The 18,036-nt window shown below is 54.7% G+C and carries 15 protein-coding genes and 1 pseudogene; 8 read left to right on the top strand and 8 right to left on the bottom strand.

From position 1 onward, the window contains the following. Nucleotides 1–82: 82 nt before the first annotated feature. Nucleotides 83–703, bottom strand: coding sequence for a superoxide dismutase [Mn] (sodA, locus tag AC1DUO_RS05340; RefSeq protein WP_013573393.1), 621 nt, complete (start codon nucleotides 701–703; stop codon nucleotides 83–85). A gap of 210 nt (nucleotides 704–913) precedes the next feature. Next, entirely contained in the window at nucleotides 914–1,756 is an 843-nt protein-coding gene (gene fdhD, locus AC1DUO_RS05335) for a formate dehydrogenase accessory sulfurtransferase FdhD (protein ID WP_112151992.1), read from the bottom strand. Nucleotides 1,757–1,901: 145 nt separating this feature from the next. Here fdhD and fdnG point away from each other — a divergent pair, with 145 nt between their 5' ends. The 6 genes from fdnG (at nucleotide 1,902) to exaC (ending at nucleotide 9,792) form a co-directional block, all read left to right on the top strand. Beyond that, entirely contained in the window at nucleotides 1,902–4,949 is a 3,048-nt protein-coding gene (gene fdnG / locus AC1DUO_RS05330) for a formate dehydrogenase-N subunit alpha (RefSeq protein ID WP_119261065.1), read from the top strand. Between the two features lie 12 nt (nucleotides 4,950–4,961). Then, nucleotides 4,962–5,873, top strand: coding sequence for a formate dehydrogenase subunit beta (gene fdxH / locus AC1DUO_RS05325; RefSeq protein ID WP_013573396.1), 912 nt, complete (start codon nucleotides 4,962–4,964; stop codon nucleotides 5,871–5,873). Next, complete coding sequence (gene fdoI, locus AC1DUO_RS05320) at nucleotides 5,870–6,523, top strand: formate dehydrogenase cytochrome b556 subunit (RefSeq protein ID WP_013573397.1); 654 nt, start codon at nucleotides 5,870–5,872, stop codon at nucleotides 6,521–6,523. Before fdxH ends, fdoI begins: the two co-directional genes overlap by 4 nt. Next, a complete protein-coding gene (fdhE, locus tag AC1DUO_RS05315) occupies nucleotides 6,520–7,425 on the top strand; it encodes a formate dehydrogenase accessory protein FdhE (RefSeq protein WP_013573398.1) in 906 nt (301 codons plus the stop codon). The genes fdoI and fdhE overlap by 4 nt, the downstream gene beginning before the upstream one ends. 85 nt (nucleotides 7,426–7,510) lie before the next feature. Then, nucleotides 7,511–8,152, top strand: coding sequence for a glutathione S-transferase (locus AC1DUO_RS05310; RefSeq protein ID WP_013573399.1), 642 nt, complete (start codon nucleotides 7,511–7,513; stop codon nucleotides 8,150–8,152). A gap of 101 nt (nucleotides 8,153–8,253) precedes the next feature. Beyond that, nucleotides 8,254–9,792: an acetaldehyde dehydrogenase ExaC gene (gene exaC, locus AC1DUO_RS05305; protein ID WP_013573400.1), complete on the top strand. Its 1,539-nt coding sequence runs from the start codon at nucleotides 8,254–8,256 to the stop codon at nucleotides 9,790–9,792. A 129-nt stretch (nucleotides 9,793–9,921) separates the two neighbouring features. Here exaC and AC1DUO_RS05300 read toward each other — a convergent pair whose 3' ends face one another. Next, nucleotides 9,922–11,160: an MdfA family multidrug efflux MFS transporter gene (locus AC1DUO_RS05300; protein ID WP_477986695.1), complete on the bottom strand. Its 1,239-nt coding sequence runs from the start codon at nucleotides 11,158–11,160 to the stop codon at nucleotides 9,922–9,924. 235 nt (nucleotides 11,161–11,395) lie between these two features. On the opposite strand from AC1DUO_RS05300, the gene AC1DUO_RS05295 reads away from it, so the two are divergent. Together AC1DUO_RS05295 and AC1DUO_RS05290 are read left to right on the top strand one after the other, a co-directional pair. Then, on the top strand, nucleotides 11,396–12,391 hold the full coding sequence (locus tag AC1DUO_RS05295; RefSeq protein WP_119261066.1) for an acyltransferase: 996 nt from the start codon (nucleotides 11,396–11,398) through the stop codon (nucleotides 12,389–12,391). Nucleotides 12,392–12,554: 163 nt separating this feature from the next. Next, nucleotides 12,555–13,097, top strand: a complete 543-nt coding sequence (locus AC1DUO_RS05290; RefSeq protein WP_126124045.1) for a hypothetical protein — start codon at nucleotides 12,555–12,557, stop codon at nucleotides 13,095–13,097. A 198-nt stretch (nucleotides 13,098–13,295) separates the two neighbouring features. On the opposite strand, the gene AC1DUO_RS05285 is transcribed toward AC1DUO_RS05290, so the two are convergent. The 5 genes and pseudogenes from AC1DUO_RS05285 to AC1DUO_RS05265 all read right to left on the bottom strand — a co-directional run bounded on the left by AC1DUO_RS05285 (nucleotide 13,296) and on the right by AC1DUO_RS05265 (nucleotide 17,972). Then, the gene (locus AC1DUO_RS05285) at nucleotides 13,296–14,210 is read right to left on the bottom strand and encodes a GlxA family transcriptional regulator (RefSeq protein ID WP_013573404.1); all 915 of its coding nucleotides are present in this window, start codon (nucleotides 14,208–14,210) and stop codon (nucleotides 13,296–13,298) included. A 47-nt stretch (nucleotides 14,211–14,257) separates the two neighbouring features. Then, nucleotides 14,258–14,800: pseudogene (locus tag AC1DUO_RS05280) on the bottom strand (isochorismatase family protein); the annotation flags it as partial. A 131-nt stretch (nucleotides 14,801–14,931) separates the two neighbouring features. After that, on the bottom strand, nucleotides 14,932–15,528 hold the full coding sequence (locus AC1DUO_RS05275) for a DJ-1/PfpI family protein (protein ID WP_014411438.1): 597 nt from the start codon (nucleotides 15,526–15,528) through the stop codon (nucleotides 14,932–14,934). Between the two features lie 87 nt (nucleotides 15,529–15,615). Continuing rightward, on the bottom strand, nucleotides 15,616–16,647 hold the full coding sequence (idnD, locus tag AC1DUO_RS05270; protein WP_013573407.1) for an L-idonate 5-dehydrogenase: 1,032 nt from the start codon (nucleotides 16,645–16,647) through the stop codon (nucleotides 15,616–15,618). A 122-nt stretch (nucleotides 16,648–16,769) separates the two neighbouring features. Beyond that, nucleotides 16,770–17,972 carry a benzoate/H(+) symporter BenE family transporter gene (locus AC1DUO_RS05265; RefSeq protein WP_013573408.1) on the bottom strand — a complete coding sequence of 401 codons (1,203 nt, stop codon included), beginning with the start codon at nucleotides 17,970–17,972 and terminating at the stop codon, nucleotides 16,770–16,772. Between the last annotated feature and the right edge of the window lie 64 nt (nucleotides 17,973–18,036).

Raw genomic sequence — 18,036 nt, 5'->3', positions numbered from 1 at the left:
AATTCAGGACATAAAAAAGGCGGGTCACTGACCCGCCATTGGCGAAAACATCATCATGCCCGCGAAGGGCGGCAGGGCGAAATTACTTCGCTTCAGCCAGACGTTTTGCTGCTTCGTCCCAGTTTACAACAGCCCAGAAGGCTTTGATGTAATCAGGGCGTTTGTTCTGATATTTCAGGTAGTAAGCGTGTTCCCACACGTCCAGGCCCAGCAGCGGGTAACCGGAAGCGCCGGAAATGGCTTCGCCCATCAGCGGGCTGTCCTGGTTAGCAGTAGAAACAACCGCCAGTTTGCCGTCTTTCAGCACCAGCCATGCCCAGCCTGAACCGAAACGAGTGGTCGCTGCTTTCTCAAAAGTTTCTTTGAAAGCGTCAACGCTGCCGAAATCGCGTTCGATCGCAGATTTCAGTTCGCCCTGCAGGGTGGTGCCGGTTTTCAGGCCTTTCCAGAACAGGCTGTGGTTAGCGTGGCCGCCTGCGTTGTTACGCAGTGCAACTTTCTTGTCTGCAGGAACCTGATCCAGTTTGGTGATCAGTTCTTCAACCGGCAATGCAGCCAGTTCCGGCAAGCTTTCCAGCGCAGCGTTAGCGTTGTTCACGTAAGCCTGGTGATGTTTAGTGTGATGGATTTCCATCGTTTCTTTGTCGAAATGCGGTTCGAGTGCGTCGTATGCGTAAGGCAGTGATGGCAGTGAATAACTCATGTTCATCGTCTCCATAGTGTAGGGCGGCACCGTCATTGTGAGCACCGCGTAATCAGTCGGATCATTATAGTTAATTAAATGATATTGAAAATGATTATCTATGCTCCATGCTTTGTGCGGGTACTCGTAAGCGCCTGTTATACGGGGCTTAGAACCAGATAACCGCAAACAATCCTAAATTGTCTAAAGGCACGCGGTGCTTAGAGAGAGTTAACGTAACCGCTGCGGATGCGTATACACCGTTGCCCGTCCCGGTTTACTGAAACCGACCAGCGTCAGATTGCATTTTTCGGCAACGTCGACTGCGAGCGTGGTGGCGGCGGAGACGGCAAACAGGATTTCGATGCCGCACATCGCGGCTTTCTGCACCATTTCATAGCTGGCGCGGCTTGATACCAGCGCGGCGCCGGATATCCAGTCGTTTTGTCTGGCACGCATACCGAGCATTTTATCGAGAGCTACATGACGGCCCACATCTTCGCAGCCACCCAGTAATTCACCTTCCGGCGTGATCCACGCGGCGGCGTGGGTACAGCCGGTAAGCTGGCCGATTTCCTGCACGGATTTCAGCTGGTGCAGCGCGTTGTCCAGATTCGCCAGATCAAAGGTTTGGCTGAACGGCAGCGGCGCGAGCGGGCGGAATAAATCGCCTAACTGTTCGATGCCGCAGACGCCGCACCCGGTGCGGCCTGCCATGGCACGTCGGCGTTCTTTCAGCCCGGCGAAACGGCGGCTCGATAATTCGATGTTAACCTCAATCCCGTTACAGTTTGGTGTCACCTCCATCCCGTAAATATCACTGACCGATTCAATAATCCCTTCTGACAGCGAAAAGCCCAGCGCAAAGGCCTGCAGATCTTTCGGTGAAGCCATCATGACCACATGCGAAATGCCGTTATAAACCAGCGCAACGGGCACTTCCTGAGCAATCCAGTCATCTTCCGGCTCATTGAGATGTGCGCGCTGCATCACCGTTTTTTGGCTGGCTCCGATGATCTGAGTCACTTTTTTGTCATCTTTTTCGCCCAGTTCGTTTACTTGATGGACATCCATTAGCAATAACCTTATAAACATTCCGGCTACATAAGCCGTACAAAAACTATGGGTACTTGGCTTTAATTTTAACGCTTCCGCATCAGCTGCGGAAAGCGCCAATTTGAAAAGCAATGTGTTAACAGATGATGGGAAGGAGTCTTTCATGCAAGTCAGCAGAAGACAATTATTCAAAATATGTGCGGGTGGTATGGCCGGCACCACGGCGGCATTATTAGGATTTACTCCTACCATGGCGCTGGCGGAAACCCGCCAATACAAACTGCTTCGCTCCCGTGAAACCCGCAACAACTGCACTTACTGTTCCGTAGGTTGCGGAATACTGATTTACAGCCAGGGCGATGGCGCGAAAAACGTCACTGAAAATATCTTCCACGTAGAGGGTGACGCCGATCATCCGGTCAGTCGTGGCTCGTTGTGCCCGAAAGGCGCAGGCGTGCTGGATTACATCCACAGCGAAGGCCGTCTCAGATATCCGGAATACCGCGCTCCCGGTTCCGATAAATGGCAGCGCATCACGTGGGACGAGGCGATTTCCCGTATCGCCCGCCTGATGAAAGATGACCGCGACGCCAACTTCGTCGAGAAAAATGAAAACAACGTGACGGTCAATCGCTGGCTGACCACCGGCATGCTGTGTTCTTCTGCGGCCAGTAATGAAACCGGTCTGCTGGATCAGAAATTCACCCGCGCGCTGGGTATGGTGGCGATCGACTGTCAGGCCCGTCTGTGTCATGGCCCGACCGTGGCGGCATTAGCGCCAACCTTTGGTCGTGGTGCGATGACGAACAACTGGGTCGACATCAAAAACGCCAATGTGATTTTAATTATGGGCGGAAATGCGGCGGAAGCGCACCCTGTCGGATTCAAATGGGTGATTGAGGCCAAAACCAAAAATAACGCCAAAGTCATCGTCGTCGATCCGCGCTTTAACCGCAGTGCTGCGGTGGCCGATATCTACGCGCCGATTCGCGCTGGTTCTGACACGGCCTTCCTGCTCGGCATGATCAACTATCTGATCACCCACAATAAAATTCAGACCGAATACGTCCTGGAATACACCAATGCCAGCCTGCTGGTACGTGAAGATTATGAATTCAACGACGGTCTTTTCAGCGGTTTTAACGCGGCGAAAAAATCCTATAACAAAGAAAGCTGGCACTATCAGCTGGATGAAAAAGGCTTCGCGAAACAGGATAAAACGTTGCAGGACCCGCGCTGTGTCTGGAACTTGCTGAAAGAGCATGTTTCCCGTTACACGCCGGAACTGGTGGAACGTCTGTGCGGTACCTCGAAAGAAGATTTCCTGCTGATCAGCTCCATTCTGGCGGAAACCTGCGCGCGCGATAAAACCTCGACCATTTTGTATGCGCTGGGCTGGACGCACCATACCGGCGGCGCACAAACCATCCGCTGTGCGGCGATGATCCAGTTGCTGCTTGGCAACATTGGTATGCCGGGCGGCGGCGTGAATGCCCTGCGTGGTCACTCCAATATTCAGGGCTATACCGACCTCGGTTTGCTGTCGCTGAACCTGCCGGGTTACATGCCTTTGCCGTCGGAAAAACAGACTAATTTCACTGATTATCTGCATCAGATTACGCCCGCACCGCTGGTGGATGGACAGGTCAATTTCTGGAAAAACACGCCGAACTTTTTCGTCAGTATGATGAAAAGCTTCTGGGGCGATCACGCCACGGCGGAAAATGACTGGGGCTTTGACTGGCTGCCGAAATGGGACAAAAGCTACGACGTGCTGCAACAGGCCGAGCTGATGACCGAAGGCAAGCTGAACGGGTATATCGTGCAGGGCTTCAACCCGCTGGCGGCCTTCCCGGACAAAAACAAATCCTCGCGTGCACTCTCAAAACTCAAATACATGGTGGTGATCGACCCGCTGGTGACTGAGTCCTCAAACTTCTGGCAAAACCACGGTGCAATGAACGACGTGCAGACCGCCGATATTCAGACCGAGGTATTCCGTCTGCCGTCTTCCTGTTTTGCAGAAGAAAACGGTTCGATTGTGAACTCCGGTCGCTGGCTGCAATGGCACTTCCAGGCCTCTGAGCCACCGGGTGAAGCGCTGCACGACGGCAAAATTATCGCCCGTCTGTTTATGAAACTGCGTGAGCTGTACCAGAAAGAGGGCGGTGCCAATCCGCTGCCGGTAATGAATATGGCGTGGGATTATCAGGATCCGCTCGACCCGCTGCCGGAAGAAATCGCCCGCGAAGCCAACGGCAAAGCGCTGGCTGATATTCATGATGACCAGGGCAATCTGCTGGCGAAAAAAGGCCAGCAACTTTCGACGTTTGCCCATCTGAAAAATGACGGCAGCACCGCCAGTTTCTGCTGGATTTACACGGGAAGCTGGACGGAAGCCGGTAACCAGATGGCGCGCCGCGATAATGCCGATCCTTCCGGTCTGGGCTGTACGTCCGGCTGGGCGTGGTGCTGGCCGCTCAACCGCCGCATTCTGTATAACCGTGCGTCTGCTGATCCGCAGGGCCAGCCGTGGGATCCGAAACGCGAAATCATCCGCTGGGATGGCGCGAAGTGGATTGGTTTTGATGTCCCGGATTACAGCGCCGCCGCGCCGGGGTCCGGTGTCGGGCCGTTCATCATGCAACAGGAAGGCGTCGGCCGTTTATTCGCCACTGACAAAATGGCCGACGGCCCGTTCCCTGAGCATTACGAACCGATCGAATCGCCGATTGGCACCAACCCGTTGCATCCGGCTGTGATTTCCAATCCGGTCGCGCGCATTTTTGCCAGCGATTTGCCGAATATGGGCACCGCCAAAGACTTCCCGTATGTGGCGACCACCTATTCGATCACCGAATTGTTCCGCCACTGGACCAAACACGCGTTGCTGAACGCCATTGCGCAGCCAGAACAGTTTATCGAGATCGGCGAAGGTCTGGCCGCCTCGAAGGGCATTGCGCAGGGCGATGAAGTGAAAGTGTCTTCGAAGCGCGGATTCATCGTGGCGAAAGCCGTGGTGACCAAACGCATCCGGCCACTGACCATCGACGGTAAGCACGTTGATACCATTGGCATCCCTTGCCACTGGGGTTTTGAAGGCGCAACGCGTAAAAGTTATTTAGCCAACACGCTGACGCCGTCAGTCGGTGACGCTAACTCGCAAACGCCGGAGTTTAAGGCGTTCCTGGTTAACGTGGAAAAGGTCTAACGGAGGCGAATTATGGCAATGCAATCACAGGACATACTTCGTAAGTCCGCAACCAACGGGTTCACGCCAGCGCCGCGTGCCCGTGATCATCAGCAGGAAGTGGCGAAACTCATCGATGTCACCACCTGCATCGGCTGTAAAGGCTGTCAGGTCGCCTGTTCCGAATGGAACGACCTGCGCGATGACGTCGGGTTTAATACCGGCGTTTACGATAACCCGATGGATCTCAGTGCGAAATCCTGGACGGTGATGCGTTTCTCCGAAGTGGAACAAAACGGCAAGCTGGAATGGCTGATCCGCAAAGATGGCTGCATGCACTGCGCCGATCCGGGCTGCCTGAAAGCCTGTCCGGCGGAAGGCGCGATTTTGCAGTACGCCAACGGCATCGTCGATTTTCAGTCAGAACATTGCATCGGCTGCGGTTACTGCATCGCCGGTTGCCCGTTCAACATTCCGCGCATCAACCAACAGGATAACCGTGCCTACAAATGCACGCTGTGCGTTGACCGTGTGAGCGTCGGCCAGGAACCGGCCTGTGTGAAAACCTGCCCGACAGGTGCGATTCATTTTGGCACTAAAACCGCGATGCAGGATTTGGCTGCAGAACGCGTCAGCGAGCTGAAAGGCCGCGGGTTTGAACATGCCGGTTTATACGATCCGCAGGGCGTTGGCGGCACGCACGTGATGTACGTGCTGCATCACGCCGACAATCCTGAGCTGTATCACGGCCTGCCAAAAGATCCGGCCATCAGCGCGGCGGTTACCTTGTGGAAAGGTGTCTGGAAACCGCTGGCCGCCGTCGGCTTTGCAGTGACCTTCGCCGCGGCGGCATTCCACTTCCTCGGCGTGGGGCCGAATTACGTGAAAGAGGAAGAGCATACGGAAGGGGAAGATAAACATGACGATGAGGAGAAACGCTCATGAAAAAAGAGAAGTTAATCCAGCGCTATAACCTGGTGGAACGTCTCAATCACTGGATCGTGGCGTTTTGTTTTGTGACGCTCGCGCTCAGCGGCATCGGCTTCTTTTTCCCGTCGTTTAACTGGCTGATGAACGTTTACGGCACCCCGCAACTGGCGCGTATCCTGCACCCGTTTTTCGGCGTGGTGATGTTCGTCTCTTTCCTCGGTATGTTCTTCCGCTACTGGAAGCACAACCTGCCGGAAAAAGATGACATTGTGTGGGCGAAAAATATCGGCAAAGTGCTGACCAATCATGAAGTCGGCGACACAGGCCGCTATAACTTCGGCCAGAAATGCGTGTTCTGGGCGGCGATCAGTTGCCTTGTGCTGCTGATGGCGAGCGGCGTCATGATCTGGCGTCCGTGGTTTGCTGGTTACTTCCCGATCCCGCTGATCCGTCTGGCGCTGCTGGTGCATTCACTGGCCGGTATTGGCCTGATTCTGGTGATCATCATGCACGTCTACGCGGCGACCTGGGCGAAAGGGTCGATTTCGGCCATGACCGGCGGCAAAGTGCCCGCGTCGTGGGCGAAGTATCACCATCCGCGCTGGTATCGTCAGGTGCGTGCTGAAGAGCTGAAAAAAGAACAAGATAAGAGGAAAGCCGGATGAGCATCCAGATTGTTCAACAGGACGAACTGACAGACGGTAAAACCACGGCGGGGAACATCCCGCCGGTACTGTTCGCCAACCTGAAAACACTGTATCAGCGCCGCGCCGATCGTCTGCGCGCGCTGGCTGAAAACAGCCCGCTCGACGGATATCTGAACTTTGCTGCGGCGATTTGCGACGCCCAGCAGCGCGTGCTGAAAGAGTTTCCGCTCAGTATCGACCTGAGTGGCGAATTAGAAAAAGCGGCCGGTAAACCGCCACTCGACTGCCGTCTGTTTCCGCGCACGCCGCACTGGCTGACCTTGCTGGATGCGCTGATCCTGGTGCTCAAACATGGCGCATCAGAGCCGGTGTCCGGCGTACTTGAGCGCCTCGAACATTCCCCGAGCCTGCAGCGGGAAATGATGGCGACGCAGTTGCTGAATCAGGATTTCAAACACGTTCCGGCCGATGAAGCCCCGTTTATCTGGGCCGCGTTGTCGCTGTACTGGGCGCAGATGGCGGCGCAGTTGCGGGGTGTCGGGCGGGCGGATTATGGCGAAAATCGTCAGTTCTGCCCGGTCTGCGGCAGTATTCCTGTGTCTGCGGTGATCAATGCCGGTGGCCTGCGCTATCTGCACTGCAATCTGTGTGAAAGCCAGTGGCATGTGGTGCGCGCCAAATGTAGCAACTGTGATGAAATGGAGCATCTGAACCTTTGGTCTATCGACGATGAGCAGGCGACGGTGAAAGCCGAAGCCTGTGACGATTGCGGCGCGTACCTGAAAGTGATTTATCAGGATAAAGATCCGCAGGCAGACGCCGTGGCGGACGACCTCGCCACGCTGCTGCTCGATGACCGGATGGAAGATAAAGGATTTTCCGGCAGCGGCATCAACCCTTTCCTGTTTCCCGCCGGGTAACCTGTAAATCTGGCAGCCGTGACTGGTAAACCCCGGCATGGCTGCTAGCTTTAAAAGAGGTTCCGGCGAAAACGAGGAGGGTCTGATGAAATTGATCGGCAGTTATACCAGCCCGTATGTACGCAAAATTTCTGTGATGTTGCTGGAAAAAGGCATCCCGTTTGATTTCATTAATGACACCCCCCACGAACCTGGCTGCAAAATCACGCAGTACAATCCTCTCGGAAAAGTCCCCGCGCTGGTCGCCGATGATGGCGAAATTTTCTATGATTCCCCGATCATTGTGCAGTTCATCGAACTGATGAATGTCGCGCCCACGCTGTTGCCGTGGCAGCCGCTGGAAGCGTTACGCGTGAAGCAAATTGAAGCGCTGGCCGACGGCGTCACTGATGCTGCCGTGGCGCTGGTGCTGGAAGGTCGCCGCGATGCGGATAAACGTAACGAAGCCTGGGTTTTGCGCCAGCGGGAAAAACTGCTGCGCGGGCTGGATGCGCTGGAAAAGCATGCGGCAAACCGCACATTGCTCAATTCTGAAAGCCTCAACGTGGCCGATATTGCCGTCGCCTGTTGTCTGGGCTATCTCAACTTCCGGCGTATTGCGCCGGGCTGGTGTGTCGAGCATCCCGAACTGGTAAAACTGGTTGAACGCCTGTTCCAGCGCGAGAGTTTTGCGCGCACCACACCCCCCGGAAGTGGTAACGCCAGCTTTGCAGCGAAAAAGGTGTGAGGCCGCTCGAAGACTTCTCTTTACAATCTGCCGGTGAGATTTTTAAAGCCTAAGCTTTGTGCAGCGCTCTGCTAATCCCTGTTGCATAAAGGAGTTCCATCATGGCCTATGATAAAAATCCTCATGCCGTCAAACCGGAAGAATACGGTTTCCCGCTGAAACTCAAAAAACAATACGACAACTTTATTGGCGGTGAATGGGTCGCGCCGGTAAAAAAAGAGTATTACGACAACCTGACGCCGGTTACCGGCGAAGTGCTGTGTAAAGTGGCCAGTTCCAGCACCGATGACGTCGATCTGGCGCTGGATGCCGCCCATCAAGCCAAAGACGCGTGGGGAAAAATGCCGGTGCAGCAGCGTGCAAACTTACTGCTGAAAGTCGCCGATCGCATGGAACAAAATCTTGAACTGCTGGCAAATGCCGAAACCTGGGATAACGGCAAACCGATCCGCGAAACCAGTGGTGCAGACGTGCCGTTAGCCATCGACCATTTCCGTTATTTCGCCTCCTGCGTACGCGCACAGGAAGGCGGGATCAGCGAAATCGACAGCGAAACCGTGGCCTATCATTTCCACGAACCGCTGGGCGTGGTGGCACAAATTATCCCGTGGAATTTCCCGCTGCTGATGGCGTGCTGGAAAATGGCACCGGCGCTGGCGGCAGGTAACTGCATCGTACTCAAACCGGCCAAACTGACGCCGCTGTCGGTTCTGTTGCTGATGGAACTGGTGCAGGACATTCTGCCTGCTGGCGTCATTAACGTGGTCAACGGCGCGGGCGGGGAAATCGGCGAATATCTGGCGACCTCCAAACGTATCGCCAAAGTCGCTTTCACCGGTTCGACGGAAGTCGGCCAGCGGATCGCCGGCTATGCTGCACAAAACCTGATCCCGGCTACGCTGGAACTGGGCGGTAAATCGCCGAATATTTTCTTCGCCGACGTGATGGATAAAGAGGACGAATTCTTCGACAAAGCGCTGGAAGGGTTCGCGCTGTTTGCCTTCAATCAGGGCGAAGTCTGTACCTGTCCGAGCCGTGCGCTGGTGCAGGAGTCCATCTACGAACGCTTTATGGAACGGGCAATCAAACGCGTGGAAGCGATCAAAACCGGTAACCCGCTGGATATGGAAACCCAGATGGGCGCGCAGGTGTCTGCCGGACAGATGAAAACCATTCTGGATTACATCGAAATCGGTAAAAATGAGGGCGCGGAAGTCCTGACCGGCGGTGCGAAGAAAAAACTTGAAGGTTCGCTGAACGAGGGTTATTACCTGCAACCGACCATCTTGCTGGGTAAAAACAATATGCGCGTCTTCCAGGAAGAAATTTTCGGACCGGTGCTGGCGGTAACGACATTCAAAGATATGGATGAGGCGTTACAAATCGCCAACGATACGGCGTACGGGCTGGGGGCGGGTGTCTGGAGCCGTGACGGCAACGTGGCGTATCATATGGGGCGCAACATTCAGGCTGGCCGTGTCTGGACCAACTGCTATCACGCCTATCCGGCACATGCGGCATTCGGCGGTTACAAACAATCCGGTATCGGGCGCGAAACCCATAAGATGATGCTGGATCACTATCAGCAAACGAAATGTTTACTGGTGAGTTATTCGAGTAAACCGATGGGGCTTTTCTGATTCTGAGTTGCCATTAATACCCCACCCCAGCCCTCCCCTTCGCAGGGGAGGGGGCAGGTCGGCGTTTTTACTCCTCCCCCTGCGAAGGGGGAGGCGGGGAGGGGGTTTTGCAGGCGACTCAGTACGAAATCACACCACGCTGTTCGGCGGCAGCACCACCTGACGGCTGCGCAGGAAAACCACCACCAGCGCCAGCCAGGCGAGGCCGCTGATCAGGTTGAACATGTTAAACATCCCCGCACCGCCTTCGACATAAGCCACTTTTGCCAGCTCAATCCCAACCGTGAAAATCATCATGCTGATAACGCCCATGGCGGCGGAGACAGTCCCTTTGCTCATGTCGCTGGAGAACAGCGTCAGGCGGTACAAACCGGCATTCGCCACACCAATTCCGAACGCATACAGGCTCAGACCGGCGGTCATCCACAGATAGGCATGCGCAGAAAACATCGTAGCCACCGCAGCGATCAGCAAACCGACCACCATCGGGCCTGCGCCCAGTTTAATCAGATATTCGACGGTACGTTTGCCCGTCAGGCGCGCCAGCGTAACGTTACCGATAATCAGTGCGCCGAAAATCGGCACCTGTAACAGGCCATAATCGTAAGCGGCTAAGCCTTCGCCGCTGATTAAAATCACCGGCGACTGTGCAATCCATGTCAGCAACGGCAGGCTGGCAAAACCAATCGCCAGCGCGCCGCATACGAACTGACGGTTCTTCAGCACGTGCTTGTAATCGCGCAGCAGGCTTGGCATCGAGAACGGTTCGCCAAGGCGGGAAGCTGTTTCCGGCATCGATTTCCACAATCCCCATAGCGCGATAGCGGCGAGCACGGCGAAAATTACAAACATCGACTGCCACGGGGCAATGTGGATCAGCGCCGCACCGGCCAGCGGCCCGAGCAGCGGGGCAATCAGCGCGACATTCGCCATCATGGCCGTGATTTTAATACACACCGATTCTTCGAAGGATTCCTGTATCGCGGCGTAGCCGACCGCGCCGATAAAGCACAGGCTGATGCCTTGCAGGAAACGCATCACCATAAACTGTTCAATGTTTTGTACGAACAAAATGGCCAGACAGGTGATGATGAAAAAGCTCACGCCCGCCAGCATGACCGGACGACGCCCGCGCCTGTCTGACAGTGGCCCGAGCAGCCATTGCAGGAACATGCCGCCAGCCAGATAAGCGGTCATGGATGTTGGCACCCATTCTTCCCCGGCATTAAAATTAGCCACGACGGCCAGCATGCCCGGTTGGATCATATCGTTACCGATATAAGTCGCGAATTCGAACAGCACCAGGCACAGAGGGAACAAAAGCGCCTGCCGACCCAGAAGGGACACAGTATTTGGAGAATTATGCATTTTAGTTATTCACAGACGTAAGGCTAATCGGTTGAAAATTAGCAGAAAATAAGAGACTGTCCGGGCGGGTTTCGCAAGCGAGGCAGTAATGCTGGCTATTTTGCCGATTATTTGAGCGCAACGCAATCTTCAGATTCACGTTCAGCACAATCTGAGAACGGCACTTTTGCCTTGTTAGCCCTCCAAAAGCTGGCTACGCTGCCAACAACCATCGGTAAGAAGGAAATTGCAGGGAATGAGCCAAAAAATCAGCTGGATAGATAATCTGCGTGGGCTCGCCTGCATGATGGTGGTGATGATCCACGCCAGCACCTCGCTGGTGGTCAATTTCGCTGCGGTCCATACCGCTGAATGGACAGTGGCAAACCTGCTCAATTCCGCCTCGCGCGTCTGTGTGCCGCTGTTCTTTATGATTTCCGGTGCGCTATTTTTGGGTGAAAAAAGTGCGCAAAAACGGCATTTTTGGCGCGTCACATTATGTTTGCTGTTCTACAGCGCCGTCTCGCTGATGTATATCCTCACGATGACAAAAATAGGATTTTGGCCGTCATTGCGTCTGATTGTGGAAAAACCGGTGTTTTACCATCTTTGGTTTTTCTACGCCATTATCGTGATTTACCTGATTTCCCCGCTGATTAACGTTAAAGCCGTCTCCGGCAGATACCTGCTGATCGCCGGAACGTTGCTTGGCGTCCTGGCGAATCCGCAACTGCCTGCCGTGACATGGCAGAAAATCCATCTTTTGCCGCTGGATTTATACATCAGTGGCGATACCTTCTATTACGTGCTTTACGCCCTGATGGGCCGCGCCATCAGCCAGCTCAATACTGAAAAAATGGTAATCACGCTTACCGCCAGCGCCCTGTTTATCCTCAGCACGCTGGCGATTGCCACGGGTACGTACCGGCAGATGCAAATTAACCAGAATTTCGCCGACACTTTTTACGTCTACAGCGGCCCGCTGGTGTTTATCTCCGCCATCGCGCTGTTCGTGGTGTTCAAAAACGCGCTGACACACCGCATGCTGCCGGGATTTGCCCTGATCTCCCGTCATTCCCTGGCCATCTACGGCTTTCATGCACTGATCATCATTGGCCTGCGCAGCCAGCATCTCGACTTTCCGCAATATCCGCTGCTGAACATCGCCTTTTTGTTTATCTGCGGACTGGGTGGCGGATTATTACTGGCGATGGGGTTGGGGAAAATAGACCGGCGGAATTGGGTGAGCTGAAAACAATATTGATTATTTATACACATCATGAATGGTTGTGCATGATATTATCAATTTATTTCCCCTTATTTTATTAAATCGGCACGTCACGATTAATCTCTTTCATTATCTTTGTCATTTTGTTCCGGATATTATTTCGCTTCACTTATCCAGGCAAATTATCATGACATTCTGGCCGCCCTTTCAAATAAATGGTGTGATTTATACGCTTGATCATCTTCGGGCATCGACAATTGTTGCTGTCAGGCCAGCCAGTGACGATTTTCCAACCCGTAAGTTACGGATTTTTGTGGTCTACACTGATCATTGTTTCACGGCGCATCAGGCAGAATCTGAGTTGTGGGTTTATCCTCATGCTCCCGGAAAGCATCAGCGATATTTTTGTCCGCAACGTCATTCATATTCATTCCGCTTACCCGAGCTTATAAATAAACTCATTAATGAAAATGCGTTATTAGGCCGGGCGTTGCATCAGCATCAGGAAACATTTTATTATCTGGAAACACATTATATGGGTGTGGATTATTGTTTGTTTTTTGAAATAACAAAAAATAAACATCCGGTGGGTGACATACGATTAAAAGTGATGACAAATTACCCGAGAGAGAAATGGGCTGGCCCGGTGGGCGTAAATGGATGGTTCAGTTTTTGGCATATTTTTGATGCGAGGATGAAAGGTCTTAAATTACCAACAAGGCGCAGATAACAAAAAAGCGACACGGGGTCGCTTTTTTGTTTTTACAGCTTCAGGCGGAGGTCTTTGGATTTTCATCTTATCGCGGCACGGCCAGCGGCCTTTACAGGCAGACACCGACGTACTGTTTAGCGTAGCCATTCAGTCCCACAAATCGTCAGCGGATAAAATTTTACTCAATTAATGCTCAACTTGCAATCAGCCTTGCGTTTAACGCCACCGCTCCTGCGCACGGCGCAATTGTCTTGCGGATGAAAATCCGGCGGCGAGGGCGGCTTTTTCGATGCCTGATCCCTGCTGAAGGCGCTGTTGCGCCACGGCGATACGCAGTTGCTCGTGGTAGTCACGCACGCTGATACCCAGATGCTGGCGGAACAAACGGGTGAGGTGGCGTGCGCTGATGTGCGCTCTGGCAGCGACCTCTTCCACCTGCCAGGCGGATTCCGGTTCGGCGGCCATCAGATTTTGTGCGCGGTGAACGGCGGGGTGCAGATGATTACGGTAACGCAGCCACGGAGAGAGTTGCGGATCATCACCGCCACGACGAAAATAGACCACCATTTCGCGGGCGACATCCAGCGCCGCCTGTGGCCCCAGATGCGTGGCGATCAGGTGCAGTGCCAGATCGATACCGGCGCTGATGCCCGCGCTGGTCAGCACGGAACGGTCTTCAACAAATATCCGGTTATCTTTTACCTGTGCGGCGGGGACCTGCTGGCGCAACTGCCCGATCACGTCGTGATGTGTCGTGCACTGATAGCCGTCGAGCAGCCCGGCTTTTCCGGCCAGCAGGCTGCCGGAGCAGATACACACCAGCGTTAAATTCCCCGCTTCAATGGCGCTTTTCTGCTGATGCAGCCAGTCGCAGGTCGTCTGCGCCACCATTGAGCTGAAGTTTTCAGCGGATTCCGCCACGCCCGGCATGATCAGAATGCTGCCCTCTGGCAGGCTTTGCGGCAGTGGCTGCAAATGGCTAACCATCAGGCCGGTAGACATCATGACTTCCGGCTGCGGCCCGATGTAGTGCAGCCGGAATTGCCCGCTCAGGCGCAGCGCTTCCGCCGGGCCGGTGAGATCTAACGACATCACGCCGGGGAGCGTCACAAAGTAGACATTTCGCTGCATAGTGCTTCATCCGTCCGCAGGGGAAAACGCTATCTTCACACAACGCGGTCAAGTTCCGCCAGCGCACCGGTCACGTCGGTGAGGGTGGCAAAGCGGTCGTCGAGCACCAGTTCGGTACGCAATTTGATCTCCTGCGCGCTCAGCGTGAGTCCGCTGGCGTGGGTCATCGGGAAGGTCAGTGTCGCTTCGGTGACAAAAGTCACCGAATAGCCGAGGTCGGACGCCACGCGGGCCGTGGTTTCGCAGCACTGCTCGGTACGCATACCGGCGATAATCAGATGCGTGATGCCTTTATCGCGCAGCCAGCCGTCGAGGCCGGATTCCGTCAGGGCATTGTGGACGTGTTTATGGACGACATGTTGCGGCTGGTGTGTGAGGAACGTCATCGGCGTGACCAGACCGGAAGCCAGCGAAAAGTCGCCATCAGGATTGACGTGAAACACGTCGATAACCGGCACGTTGCGGGCCTGACAACCATCAATCAGGCGGGTTAAGGCTGCGCTGAAAGCCGGTAAATCATCCTGCTGCCAGAAGTCTTTATGTTCGAAGGAACGTTGAACGTCGATATTTAACAGGGCGCTTTGGGTCATTTCCGGACTCCATCTGGTGAGTGTGAAGCCAGTGTGCGCCTGAATTGAAATGAGAAGAATGCCAAAAACGGACATGATGCTGACCAGGGCGGACGACCTGCGCCATCCGCCGTCGGTTCAGAATTTTTTGATCAAAGCTTCTGATCGGCGCGCCAGTGGTGATAGTCGATATGGTCGGCCTGGAAATTGGTCGTTTCAGCATCGCCGGTCAGGCGGTACGCAAGCTGAAACGCAAAATCAAACGCCAGCCCTAATCCTTTGCCGCTGAGTAAGTTGCCGTCTTCCACAAAAGACTGATTGAGGTAAACGCCGTCTTTCACGTCTTTGTATAAATCGCCGGAACAGACATAGCGACGACCTTTCAGCAGCCCGTTTCCGCCCAGTACGCGCGCGGCAGCGGAGCACAGCGGGCAAATCAGTTTCCCGGCGTCGTCATGACGGCGGACAAATTCCACCACCTCTTTACTGGCCGCCAGCGCCACTGAACCTTCCGGCCCGCCGGGCATTACCACGGCATCGAATAAACGATCACCCTGCGCGGACAGCAGTTCGTTGGCCTGCATCTGAATGCCGTGATAGGTGCGCAGCGTCAGGCTTTTCTGGCAGGCTAATGTGGTGACCTGAATCTCCAGCCGCTCGAGAATATCGAGCACAATTACCGCTTCACCTTCTTCAAATCCGTCGGCCAGCAGCAGAGCGACCTGCTTTTTCGCGTTGTCCTTTACCATAATGCAAATGTCCTCTGAGGATAAAAATCAGAGGACATAATAAAATGAAACGGTGTTTTGATATTGTGACTGGTATTGCAGACCCGGTTAGAAAACCAGTTGCACTTTCGAGGCTTTGGATTTATCCAGGGCGTACTCCAGCGCTTCCACCAGGCTTTCCTGCGGGAATTCCGCCGACAGCAGCGGCATCGGATCGACCGTTTTATTCGCCAGCCATTCGACCGCCGTGTTGAATTCTTCGGTGAAGCGGAAGCTGCCGACCCAGTTAATTTCTTTGGCAATGAGCATCATCAGCGGGAATTCATTCACCACCGGTCCCATGCCGACCTGAACCAGCGTGCCGCGCGCGCGGGTCACTTCCAGACAACGGCGGATGGAAGACGGATGGCCGGAGGCATCAAAGGAGACATCGAAAAAGCCTTTCTCCGCCTGATATTCACTGAAATCACCCTGTGCGGCGTCCAGCGCTTTACCTGCACCCACCGCCAGTGCCAGCGTGCGGCAACGTTCGCTCGGGTCCGTCACCACGATTTGCGCGGCGCCTTTGGCTTTCGCCGCCAGCACGATCAGGCAACCGATCGGACCGACGCCGGAAACAAACACCGTTTTGCCATGAATATCGCCTGCCTGATTGACGGCATGAATGGCGACGGCCAGCGGCTCGGCGAACACCATCAGACGGTCACTGACCTGATTGTCGTAAGGAATGCACTGGTTGCTGTCGACGATCTTATACTGCGTAAACGCGCCATTGATGTGCGGGAAATACATCGCGCTGCCGAAGAATTTCATGGTGGTGCACTGATTTTCGTCGCCGGAAAGACAGTATTTGCAGGCTTTGCACGGCTTACTCGGGTTCAGCGCCACTTTCTGACCAGGCTGCAAACGCGGGTTATCCGATTTCTCCACCACACCCACCACTTCGTGGCCGAGTACCATCGCCTCGCGCACTTTGAAATCACCCACCGCGCCGTGTTCATAATAATGCAGATCCGAGCCGCAGATGCCGCCGCGGGTGATTTTCACCAGCGTACCTGCTCCGGTGTAGTCGAGGGTCTGGTTGATCACCGAAACGTCTTTTTTCCCGGTTACGACGCAGGATTGTGTGGCAATAGTCATGGAATTCTCGCTCTTTAAAGGGCCTGATTGCGCCCAGTAAAGAGGGTTTGCCGGTCATAAAATGTGATCGTCGTCACTTTGCGTCGTGTTACGAAAACCTGTTACCCATAACTTGAACGGACTCAACTTTTCCCGGCAGATTTATCACGATTGCGCGCCGGAATGCTGAGGATCAGATGGGTTATCACACCACCGGCCAGCCCCCAGAATGCCGAACCGACTCCCAGCAGCGTGACGCCGGAAGCGGTGATCAGAAACGTAATGATTGCCGCGTCGCGCTGACGCTCATTTTCCAGCGCGCGGTACAGGCTGCCAGCAATGGTGCCGAGCAGCGCCAGCCCGGCGATGGTGTGGATCAGCGCCTCCGGTAACGCAGTAAAGACCATGCCGATGGAACCGCCAAACACGCCCGCAATCAGATAGAAAACGCCTGCCGAGACGGCCGCCATATAGCGTTTTTTGGGATCAGGATGAATATCCTCACCCATACAAATCGCGGCGGTAATGGCGGCGATACAGATGGTAAAACCGCCGAACGGCGCTAAAACTAACGCAGTCAGCGCTGTCCAGGAAATCAGTGGCGAAACGGGCAGATGATAGCCGTGCGCTTTCAGTGTGGCGATGCCCGGCGCATTCTGTGAGGCCATGGTCACCACAAAAAACGGAATGCCAATGCCGATAATGGTGGAAAGTGTGAAATGCGGCATCACAAACGCCGGTGCGGCGAAGGTCAGCGTCTGACCGTGCAGGGCAATATCACCCTGTAATGCGGCGACGATCAGCCCGGCAACCAGCGCCATTACCACCGCATAGCGCGGCAGGGCGCGTTTTGCCAGCAGATACACCAGACACATGGTCCCTGCGAGGGCAAAATTGCTTTGCAGTGAGGTAAAGGCGTTCAGCCCGAAACGCAACAGAATACCGCCGAGCATCGCCGCTGACAGCGCCTGAGGAATGTAATGCATCAGTCTGGCGAATAAGCCGGTCACGCCACACAGCAGGATCAGCCCGGTGGCAAACACAAATACGCCAATGGCTTCGTTAAGCGAAGTGCCGGGCAGGCTGGTCACCAGCAGCGCCGCACCGGGCGTTGACCAGGCCGTCACCACCGGCGTGCGGTAATACAACGATAGCCCGATGCTGGTAACGCCCATGCCCAGCCCGAGCATACTCAGCCAGCCGCCAATCTGCGCTACGCTGGCGCCCGCCGCTTCCGCCGCCTGAAAGATAATCGCCGCGGAGCTGGTATACCCGACTAAAACCGCGACAAATCCGGCGATTACCGCCGAAAACGTTAAATTCTGCAAACTGAGACGCGAGGCCATGGGCGAAATTCCTTCTGGTTAGCGGACGCTGGCGGTATGCTGTTGTGCGTTATAGCGCACATCT

It is taken from the genome of Rahnella sp. P4_A8 (genome assembly GCF_056402435.1).
Note: the sequence above shows the minus strand (reverse complement) of the source record. Positions and strands in the feature narration are given on the sequence as shown.